This is a genomic window from Pseudoalteromonas sp. L21, assembly GCF_021728035.1.
GTDB lineage: Bacteria > Pseudomonadota > Gammaproteobacteria > Enterobacterales > Alteromonadaceae > Pseudoalteromonas > Pseudoalteromonas arabiensis.
The window spans coordinates 160904-167733 of sequence record NZ_JAKKCV010000001.1 but is presented as its reverse complement, the minus strand read 5'-3'; the positions used below and the strand labels follow the sequence as shown (position 1 = coordinate 167733).

General features: G+C 39.8%; 5 protein-coding genes and 1 tRNA gene. All 6 read left to right on the top strand.

What is annotated here, in order from left to right:
* The first annotated feature begins 47 nt into the window (after nucleotides 1-47).
* Nucleotides 48-123 (top strand) — tRNA-Glu (locus L3V41_RS00740).
* A gap of 220 nt (nucleotides 124-343) precedes the next feature.
* A complete protein-coding gene (locus L3V41_RS00735; protein ID WP_062569970.1) occupies nucleotides 344-1291 on the top strand; it encodes an HlyD family efflux transporter periplasmic adaptor subunit in 948 nt (315 codons plus the stop codon).
* The gene (locus tag L3V41_RS00730; RefSeq protein ID WP_193987520.1) at nucleotides 1288-2214 is read left to right on the top strand and encodes an ABC transporter ATP-binding protein; all 927 of its coding nucleotides are present in this window, start codon (nucleotides 1288-1290) and stop codon (nucleotides 2212-2214) included. The genes L3V41_RS00735 and L3V41_RS00730 overlap by 4 nt, the downstream gene beginning before the upstream one ends.
* 5 nt (nucleotides 2215-2219) lie before the next feature.
* On the top strand, nucleotides 2220-3365 hold the full coding sequence (locus L3V41_RS00725) for an ABC transporter permease (RefSeq protein WP_237127265.1): 1146 nt from the start codon (nucleotides 2220-2222) through the stop codon (nucleotides 3363-3365).
* 67 nt (nucleotides 3366-3432) lie between these two features.
* The gene (locus L3V41_RS00720; RefSeq protein ID WP_237127013.1) at nucleotides 3433-4596 is read left to right on the top strand and encodes an extracellular solute-binding protein; all 1164 of its coding nucleotides are present in this window, start codon (nucleotides 3433-3435) and stop codon (nucleotides 4594-4596) included.
* Nucleotides 4593-6824, top strand: a complete 2232-nt coding sequence (locus tag L3V41_RS00715) for an ATP-binding protein (RefSeq protein ID WP_237127012.1) — start codon at nucleotides 4593-4595, stop codon at nucleotides 6822-6824. Before L3V41_RS00720 ends, L3V41_RS00715 begins: the two co-directional genes overlap by 4 nt.
* Nucleotides 6825-6830 lie beyond the last annotated feature (6 nt).

Here is a 6830-nt window from a genome sequence, read left to right as displayed (position 1 = left end):
ATCTTACGCAGAAATAGCAAATCAGTGATTTGCAAACCAATTTCTGCGTCCCCATCGTCTAGAGGCCTAGGACACCGCCCTTTCACGGCGGTAACAGGGGTTCGAATCCCCTTGGGGACGCCACTTACATTAAGTAAGTTAACGTTTTATCAAGATTATCTTTTGTAATCTCATTTCAAGTAGAAAAAATCTTTTTCAAATAAATACTCCTTATTCTTCATATATCCTTGCGATATAGACCCAATATATTTCTAAAACTTTAATTCCTATTGATCACTTTTACTGATCATTTTAATACTTTATAGTATTTAGCAACTCATCAGCTAACCATAAGGAAATTAAAATGTTAGCTAAACGTGTTGTACTCATACTAATTTCTTTAGTCATTACTGCTTGCTCAGACTCAAATGAGGGAGTAGCGCTAGGAACGCTTGAGCGTGAGCGTGTGATCCATCCTGCAACGACTAACGAAATACTGATCGATCTACCTGTTTCAGCAGGTCAGTTGGTTGAAAAAGGGCAAGTGATTGCAAAGTTCGATGCCGAACTTCAGCAAGCGATTGTTGCCAAAGCGCAAGCACAACTAGCTCAAGCCTCAGCATTTCTAGAAAAAACCTTGAATGGTGCTCGCCCCGAAGAAGTTGCTGGTGCATCAGCCAAAGTAGCAGCAGCCAATGCTGCATATACGCAAAGTGAAGCTAATTTTCGCCGTGCAAAAACCTTAGTTAAAGATAAACTCGCAAGCCAAGAAACCTTAGACAGTGCAATCGCTGCACGAGATGAGACTTTTGCTAATTTAGAATCAGCAAAGCAGAACTTAAATGAGCTAACAAACGGCTCGCGTGTTGAAGATATTAATAGTGCAAAAGCGCAAGTTCAGGCGGCAGAAGCAGAATTAAAAGTACAGCAAAAATACCTCTCAGATCTGACAGTTAAAGCGATGCGTGCTGGCAGAGTCGATAATTTGCCTTGGCACGTAGGTGAGCGAGTTACTAAAGGCAGCCCAGTCGTTATTATTCAAGCGAACAGCGCACCTTACGCACGCGTGTATATCCCAGAGCCATATCGTGCCAAGCTCAATCAGGGCATGACACTTACGGTTCGTGTCGATGGCATAGATAAAGATATTCAGGGTGAACTGACCTGGATTGCCACAGAGCCGGCGTTCACGCCTTTTTATGCTCTTAATCAGGAAGAGCGTGCACGATTAATGTATCTTGCAGAGGTAACACTACCCGCAAGTGAAAGTAACTTGCCGACAGGCGTACCTGCTCAAGTGATTATGCCATGACTGAATCGGTGATCCAGGCCAAAGGTTTGGTAAAACAATTTGGCGATTTAAAAGCGATTGATAACCTTGATCTAGACATTGAGCAAGGGCAAATTTATGGCTTTTTGGGCCCTAATGGCTGTGGTAAAACGACCGCAATCCGTATGCTTACGGGGCTATTGAAGCCAACCTCTGGTGATATCAATGTGCTTGGCTTGAGTCTGCCAAAAGATGCTGAAAAGCTCAGGACACAACTTGGTTATATGACGCAAAAGTTTTCACTTTATAGCGACTTGACCGTACTTGAAAACCTAAAGTTCATGGCGGCGCTTTACCCGTTTAAAAAGCAGCAAAAACAACAAAGAATTGACGAATTACTCCATACCTATGGCCTTGATCAAAGAGTAGATCAAATGGCCGGAAGTATGAGTGGGGGACAACGGCAGCGCTTAGCATTGGCTGCGGCAGTGATTAATAAACCGAAAATTTTATTTCTTGATGAACCAACATCGGCAGTCGATCCACAAAATCGCCGTGACTTTTGGGAAACACTGTTTGATTTAAGTAATGCCGGTACCACGATATTAGTCACTACTCATTACATGGATGAAGCTGAGCGCTGTCATCGTTTAGCTATTTTAGAATCAGGTATTAAACGCGCGGATGGCTCGCCAAAGCAATTAATGACAGACATGCACGCTCATGTGGTAGAAATAGCAGGGGCGCAAACCAGAGAATTAAAAAAACAGCTCGCAACAATCGACCATGTTATTTCAGCCACTCAGTTAGGTGCACAATTGCGAGTATTAGTGAAAAAAGATATTCAAGATCCCGTTGAGTTCATAAAACAGCAATCATTTTGTCAGGATACATGGCAAGTAAATCGTGTTCGCCCAAGCCTCGAAGACGTGTTTGTCACCTGCACAGGGCAGGGCAGACAATGAATATTATGACTGCATTAAGCCGTATAAAAGCAATTGTAAGCAAAGAATTATTACAATTACGCCGCGATCGAATGACATTTGCGATGGTGGTGATGATCCCTCTTATCCAACTGATTCTATTTGGCTATGCTATTAACACTAACGTTAAAGATATCCCTGTTGCAGTGGTCGATCATAGCCAAACTGCCCTAAGTCGCATATTAGTACAAACAGTATCTGCGACAAATGTGGTTAAAGTGACGGATTATTACAACAGTATTGAGCAAGCACAAACAGCAATCGCCAGTGCGAAAGTGCGTGCTGTGATGTTTATACCCCATGATGTGGCAAACCGACTTGCTCAGCACCCAACCGTTGGTTTTGGATTGCCTGATGGCAGTAATGAGTCGTTAGTAAGGCCAATTGCGCATTGGTTAGTTGATGGCTCAGATACAATGGTAGCGTCGAGCATAAAATCGCTGCGCAATATGCCGCTTGCAGAGCTGCTCGATAAGCCTGCAAATAGAACTTACCCAACCTTTGAGACAACCTTATTTTATAACCCAGAGCAACGCTCTGCGGTGAATATTGTGCCAGGTTTAGCTGCTGTCATTTTAACCATGACTATGATTATGTTCACCTCTGCTGCAATTGTTAAAGAGCAAGAACGAGGTAATATGGAGCTCTTAATCACCTTACCTTTAAGCTCACTGGAATTGATGATTGGTAAAGTGGTTCCTTATATCTTCATTGGTTTTATTCAGTTATTTATTATTTTAGGCATGGGTAAGCTCTTGTTTCATATTCCTTTTGGAGGTGGTTTAGTCGCATTGGTTGTCGCAACCTTTGCTTTTATATGTGCCAGTTTAGTGCTTGGCTTAGTACTTTCGACCATCGCTAAAAACCAGCTTCAAGCCATGCAAATGACAATTTTCATTCTGTTACCCTCGATTTTATTGTCGGGCTTTGTATTTCCCTATGAAGGCATGCCAAAGGTGGCGCAGTGGCTTGCTGAGAGCTTACCTGCAACTCACTATTTAAGGTTAATCAGAGGAATAGTGTTAAAAGATGTCAATTTAATGAGTATGAGCAGCGATTTACTTTGGCTAACTGCTTTTACGTTTTTTGGTTTAGCGGTTGCCGCTTTCCGGTTTAAGAAAACCCTTGATTAAACTAGGCAATTTTGAACAATTGTGCTTAACTAAAGATAATTTTATCTTTTGTTAAGTAGATTTCAGCGTGCAGCAAGTAGTTTGGGGATTGTTATTTTTTGCAGTATTTAATAGTCATGCAAAAACCATTAATCTAGCCCATACAATGAAGCATGAAAACTTCAGTCAGTTGTTCGGTAAGCTTGCAGAGCAAAGTGGTTTAACAATTCACTCGGTTTTTGTTGATCAAAAAGCGTTAAAAGTGCGCTTGGTGCAAAATGCACATACTTCTAATATGACTGATGTTATTATTGTACCCGCAGATCACCTAGGGCTTAGTGAGTATGCTAACTTTAGTGAGATCCCAGCTTCTTTAATCGCCGAGACAACAGATAAACGAACTTTAGACACAGCAAGGGTGTCAGGAAAGCTAATCGGCATTCCTATAATACAAGGTAACCATCTGCTACTTTTTTATAACTCTAAATTTATAAAATCCCCTGTTACCGATTGGCAAGATATTGAAAAATTGAAACCTACATTACCAAGCCACGTAAAATTAATAACGTGGAGCTTCATGGAAATGTATTGGTTTATTCCATTTTTAAGTGCTTTTGAAGGTAATTTGATAGCTGACGGCCAAGCTCAACTTAACACACCTTCTATGCATGATGCGCTACGTTTTGTTTGGGGTTTAAATGCGCGAGACATTGTTGATAGTCAGTGTGACTATGCGTGTTCTCATCAAGCATTTCAGCAAAAAAAAGCCGCGTTTATTGTTAACGGAGCATGGGCACTCAACACTTATCAGCAAGCACTTGGTGACAATCTGTCAGTGCAACCTTTGCCTTCTCTCAATGGGCGAGTGATGCAACCTTACTATTCAACCTTTGTTCTTGCCTTTCCAAACGATAGCCTTAATGGCCCAAATAAAGATAATTTACGTAAGTTTGCCAAGTTGGCTCAAGAAGCATCTTTTCAGCGCTTAATCTGGCAGGAAATTAGTGATATACCTGTAAATATAGAGGTGTTAGAGCATCTTAAAAACGAACAAGGGACTGTATTTGGCACGCTAGTTGATGCTTTAAAAGAAACAAAGCCTATGCCCTCAACGGCAACCATGATAATTGTTTGGGAGGTGCTTAATAAAGGTTTTTCACGTTTTGGCAGCGGAGCGTTAACAGCTGAACAAACGGGGCAATTTATGCAAGGCCTTGCCGAACGTTCAATTGCAAATGATGGGGTGCAATGAAAAACCCTCGTTTTAGTCGGGCACTGTTTTTTAGTGTGTTACTACTTGTTATCACCCCATTACTCATACTTGCTGCTTTGATGATAGGGCGTTTCTATTTAAATTCAATCGAGCAAGCAAACACCAGTTTGCAATGGCAAGCAAGAAATAACGCAGCAAGTTTAGAGCAATTATTTTTTAAACTTGAAAAGAATAGCCAAGTACTTAGCAATACAAAGGCAATTGCGGAATTACCTGACAAAGTAGTTTATTCACAGTTTGCACTCATGCAGTTACAGGAGTTTGTGAATACTAACCCACAAATAAGTGCTGCGATTGTGATAGATAATCAAGGCTTTATAGTCGAAGGTTACCCAATAACATCGCTAACACTTAATTATTCACTGACCAAACAAATTTTAGAAAACAGCCAAATTCTAGATAATCAAAACACGATTCAAGTTTTGGATAACATACATCTTAATGAACTTTTTACTCAACAAGACACAAAGCATAGTGCCTTGTTAGCGATTACTTCAACACTGTTAAATGAGCAAGACTCACTCAGTGAGCCAATTAAAAAAACAGGTGTCTTAGTATCATTTATTCCTTTGTCAGAGGCCGTTAAGTGGCTTGCAAAACATAATGAACAACCTATTTATCAAACGGGTAAGCAAGTTCAGTTGAAGGTAAAAGAGCAAGTCTTATATAGCTTAGGAAATGCTTTAGATAAAGCTCAATTGTCATCAGAAGCGACTATTAATCGTGTGATATTTGACAATGCCTTGAGCCCTTTACTTTTTAAGATAAATGAAACAGAGTCAGCCTATACAACCGCGGTCAAACAAACCGCTGTGATGGCAGCAGGGTTGATAATTACGCTGTTTATAATCTCATTTCTGCTAGTTCGTTGGTTAACTCTGCGATTGCATAATCCATTAAATCGCATTGCAGCAATAAGTCGGGAGTTTGCATTAGGGAATTACAAACAAGTTCAAAATAATTTTCACTATCAAGAGTTTAAAGATATTGCAGATTCCCTCAATAGTATGGCCGAAACTATTGATATACAAATTACGTCATTGCAGTTAGAGAAAATTAGGGCAGAGCACTCAGAGCAAGTTAAAAGTCAGTTTTTGGCAAACATGAGCCATGAAATTAGAACGCCAATGAATGGGATTGTAGGGTTTTTGCAGTTACTAAATAAAAGTGAGTTAAGCCAAGATCAAACTGACTTTGTTAGGCAAATTAATAATTGCAGTGATGTTTTACTAACCGTTATTAATGACATTCTAGATTTCTCGAAAATTGAAGCCAATAAAATTGAGCTTGAGCACCGCCAATGTGATTTAGTCGCTCTGTGCAATGATCTTATTTTATTGTTTAAACCGAGTTGTGATGCCAAAGGGATCGTATGCCAGATTGATGTCGATAAACTTGAAACTTTAACCGTTGAGTGTGATGAGATACGTGTTAAACAAGTGCTGATCAACTTACTCTCCAATGCAGTAAAATTCACAAAGCAAGGAGAAATCACTTTATCACTTAATGTGGTTCACCAAAGCAATGAAAAAACAAGGGTTGAATTTGCTGTAAAAGACACCGGCATAGGTATTGCTGAAGATAAAATTAACGCGTTATTTAACCCCTTTGTTCAAGCTCAGAGCAATATAACCAGAGAATATGGCGGCACTGGCCTTGGCCTGGCCATAAGTAAAGGTTTAATCGATTTAATGGAAGGGAAAATAAACATTAATAGTGAGCTTGGTAAGGGCACTATTTTTACAATTCAAGTCGATTTTGAAACAGTTTTAGAAGACCTTAATATACAGCAAGTTGAGCAAAAGGCTGATAGGTCAAGGAACGATTTTTCTGTGGTAGAACAGCCACTCCTAATTGCAGAAGATAACCCTATTAACCAAATTGTTATTACAAAATATTTAGCACAATTAGGGCTTAAATATGAACTTGCGGATAACGGACAAGTAGCGTGCGATAAAGCATCAAATAAAGAGTACGCTTTAATCCTAATGGATATTCAAATGCCTGTAATGGATGGTTTAACAGCCAGCAAGATTTTGCTAAATAAAAAGGGTTTTAATACACCTATTATTGCTGTCAGCGCGAACGCAATGAAAGAGGATATAAATAAAAGCATTGCGATGGGGATCAGTGACCATATTGCTAAACCAATTAACTTTGAGGAATTGGAGCTAGCATTAGCAAAATGGCTATTTCAGCAAAATTAACAGCAG

Coding starts and splice junctions, on each gene's coding strand:
- L3V41_RS00735 (WP_062569970.1), top strand. CDS start 344: ATGTTAGCTAAACGTGTTGTACTCATACTAATTTCTTTAGTCATTACT.
- L3V41_RS00730 (WP_193987520.1), top strand. CDS start 1,288: ATGACTGAATCGGTGATCCAGGCCAAAGGTTTGGTAAAACAATTTGGC.
- L3V41_RS00725 (WP_237127265.1), top strand. CDS start 2,220: ATGACTGCATTAAGCCGTATAAAAGCAATTGTAAGCAAAGAATTATTA.
- L3V41_RS00715 (WP_237127012.1), top strand. CDS start 4,593: ATGAAAAACCCTCGTTTTAGTCGGGCACTGTTTTTTAGTGTGTTACTA.